The organism is Azotobacter armeniacus, assembly GCF_054779355.1.
Genome location: NZ_BAAGYK010000146.1, coordinates 1 through 617, shown reverse-complemented (window position 1 = coordinate 617; position 617 = coordinate 1). Strand labels below are relative to the sequence as shown.

At 63.4% G+C, this 617-nt stretch carries 1 pseudogene; it reads left to right on the top strand.

Going from position 1 to position 617, the window contains the following annotated elements:
- Positions 1–390: 390 nt before the first annotated feature.
- Positions 391–617, top strand: a pseudogene (locus ACYVD0_RS19175) (Tat pathway signal protein); the annotation flags it as partial.

Here is a 617-nt window from a genome sequence, read left to right as displayed (position 1 = left end):
TCACCGGCCGTGGCCGTACGACGACTGGTTTTGCCATCCAGGGCCACCACCTGAGTCGGCTTGCGCTTTCCTCTGCAAATGCGAGCCACTCGCTTCATGCGATTGCCCTGGGCATTCACCCCGATGCCCAGCAGGCGGTCTCGTCCACCGGTGCTGTGCTGCCTTGGCGTCAGCCCCAGGGCGGCCGCGAAATCCTGCCCTCTGCGGAAGGCCTGGCCATCGCGCAGCGCGCTTTCGTTGCGGGACGGGTGGACGCATCAGCACATTGATCGTCGTTGTACGAGCACGCCACTTAAGCCATTCCCTCCCCCATAACTGTCACTTTTCTGTCGCTCCCTCTCTTTAGGCTTTAGGTTCGTCCCTTTTCGCCCACCTAGAGGGAGCTATCTCATGGCGACCGACAAAGACACCGCCCTGTTCGGCGATGGCGACGAAGTACCCAGCAATCACTCGGGCAATCCGCACATGAACGACCTGATCGAGGGCATCGGCCGTCGTCAGGTGATTGCCGGCGGAATGGCCATGGGCATGCTGGCCTTCCTCGGTGTGGCCATGCCGCGCAGCGGCGATGCCGGAGAGGCCAACGGCCTGCTCAAGCGGCCCAGCCGCCTGCCGTT